We start from the raw sequence: 2,166 nt of genomic DNA, 5'->3' as shown, positions 1-2,166 counted from the left end.
TTATATCGAACTCAGGTTAGAATAATTTCACAGGAATATCTAACCAGATACGCCATTCATTGGTGTCAGGCAGGTAATAATCATTAGCATAAGCAGAATCATTACGATAGTGCGAATAACGTAGACGAAGGCTAGTATCTTTAGCAAAACCAGATTGAACAGTGTATTTCACTTGATTGAAAAACTCTTGTTCTTTTGCATTGTTATCAGTATCTGTATCAATATCCCAGCCATAAACAAATGCTGAAGTCCAGTTCAGTCCAGGAATACCATATTTAGAAAAATCTAAATTGTATTGAACTTGAGCTGATTTTTCGTCACGACCGTTGAAGTCAGACAGATAAGAGTTTGGTAAATAAATACTTTGATTACCATCAGCATTTTCACCATATGCGTAACCAGTATTACCAGTACTTTGTTGATAAGCCAACATTACACTATGAGGGCCTTTATTATAGGTACTAGAAAGCGCCCAGATGTTATTGCTACGATCAGATGAATCTTTACCTAAACGTGAGGAAGAAGCCTCAGCTTCTTTATCCCATTCAGTATGATAGCCGCTGAAATCATGAGTTAAACTGCTATCTTCTGATAAAGCATAGGTGTAGTTTGCATTCACATAATGACGTTCTAAACGATCTTGAACATCTGTACCATAATAAGAAGCATTTAAGGCATCATTAAATTTATATTTTGCGCCCCATACAACTGCACGATCTAAATTACGACCATCACTGTTGATTTGGTCTGAGTACTGGTTTTTAGTAAATTTACCGGCAGTCAGTGACAAGTTATCAATTTCATTACTGGTAACTAATACACCTTCAAAATATTCAGGCACCAAACGAGCTGTATTTGATGCAAGGACAGGAAGATCTAGAATTTGCGTACCGTAGACAGCAGTGGTATTAGAAACATGTGCTTTTACATAAGCACCACCACGTGCCCAATGATCATAGGTATCCCCAAGCCCTTTCGTTGGTACACCATTTTCATCTAAACCTGTTTCACGTGGAATCATGCCATTGCCAGCATGTTTATTGTTGCCTAATTTGAAAGATGCATCACCAATGATGCCGGCACCAAAGCCTACAACACCTTTGGTAAAGCCTGAATCCAGTTTAAACATAGCGGTTTGGGCAAAAGAGCTAGTATCCGCTCCTTGGGGCACGTCTTTAAAATCGCGGCTTAAGTAACCGGTACGGAACAGTACTGTACCTTCGGCATCTTCTACAAAGCCTTTTGCTTTACTTTGTTCACTGGCATAAGCCGTGGAAATAAGAGCAGCATTAACTAAAACTGCTAATGCAAGTTTTTGTGTCTTTAACATGGGGAGAGAGCCTCATATATGTTTTTCAAAGGACTGCGTTCGGGCAAAGAACAGGCAGAAATTAACCAAATTGTATAATTAATCTGATAAAAAATATCGTTTTTATGGCAATTTTTAAACTAAAGTTTAGTTTTTATTACTTTTTATTCACAATTGAGTTACAGCTTTTAAAATAATTTTTTGCCAAAAGGTAAAAATGATATATAAAACAATAAAATATAGAATGAAATTTAAAAATAGTTGAATGTTCAACTATGAAGTTCCTGTTGCAAAGTAGCTATTGATTTTCTCGATTTTCATTTTAATGCGCTTTTATTTGTTCATTTTTATCTTTAAACATGATTTAGCAATCTTTCAATTTTCATTTTTAGGGAGCTTTTATAATTTTATATCGGCTAAACCCATACACTTTTACTATTCAACCTTTTGGTAAAACTTTATTATTCACGCTTTCTTGTTTCTTGCGCGTTTATGTTGACGCGAAAAAGAGGGTCTCCATGTCTCAACTGCCTAAATTTAGCCTACTTTTATTATTTGCAACCATGGCTTCTGTTGCTGGTGCACAGGATGCTTCAACCTTTGCAAATGGTGAAGTTTCGGCAAGCGTTGGTGTGGTCAATAAATATATTTATCGCGGTGGTGAGGAGAATGATAATCCGGCAGTGCAGCTGGGAGTGGAGTATGCGCATAACAGCGGCGTATTTGCTGGGTATTGGGGTTCAACCTTAAATTATGATCCTTCTGATGAAAGCCAGAATCATGGGTTTGAACATGATTTCTATATTGGTTATGGCCATGAGTTAAATGAGAACTGGAGTTTTGACATCCTCTCCGAC

The 2,166-nt window shown here is 36.9% G+C and carries 2 protein-coding genes; one reads left to right on the top strand and one right to left on the bottom strand.

Annotation, left to right across the window (positions count from 1 at the left end; all coding sequences use genetic code 11):
* Nucleotides 1-16: 16 nt before the first annotated feature.
* Nucleotides 17-1,330, bottom strand: a complete 1,314-nt coding sequence (locus tag GW12_RS12090; RefSeq protein ID WP_034587843.1) for an OprD family outer membrane porin — start codon at nucleotides 1,328-1,330, stop codon at nucleotides 17-19.
* 497 nt (nucleotides 1,331-1,827) lie between these two features.
* Between GW12_RS12090 and GW12_RS12085 the strand changes: the two genes are divergently transcribed.
* The coding region (locus tag GW12_RS12085; RefSeq protein ID WP_034587841.1) for a TorF family putative porin at nucleotides 1,828-2,166 on the top strand (339 nt) is incomplete at its 3' end.

This window comes from Acinetobacter sp. HR7 (assembly GCF_000773685.1).
Lineage (GTDB): Bacteria > Pseudomonadota > Gammaproteobacteria > Pseudomonadales > Moraxellaceae > Acinetobacter > Acinetobacter thermotolerans.
Note: the sequence above shows the minus strand (reverse complement) of the source record. Positions and strands in the feature narration are given on the sequence as shown.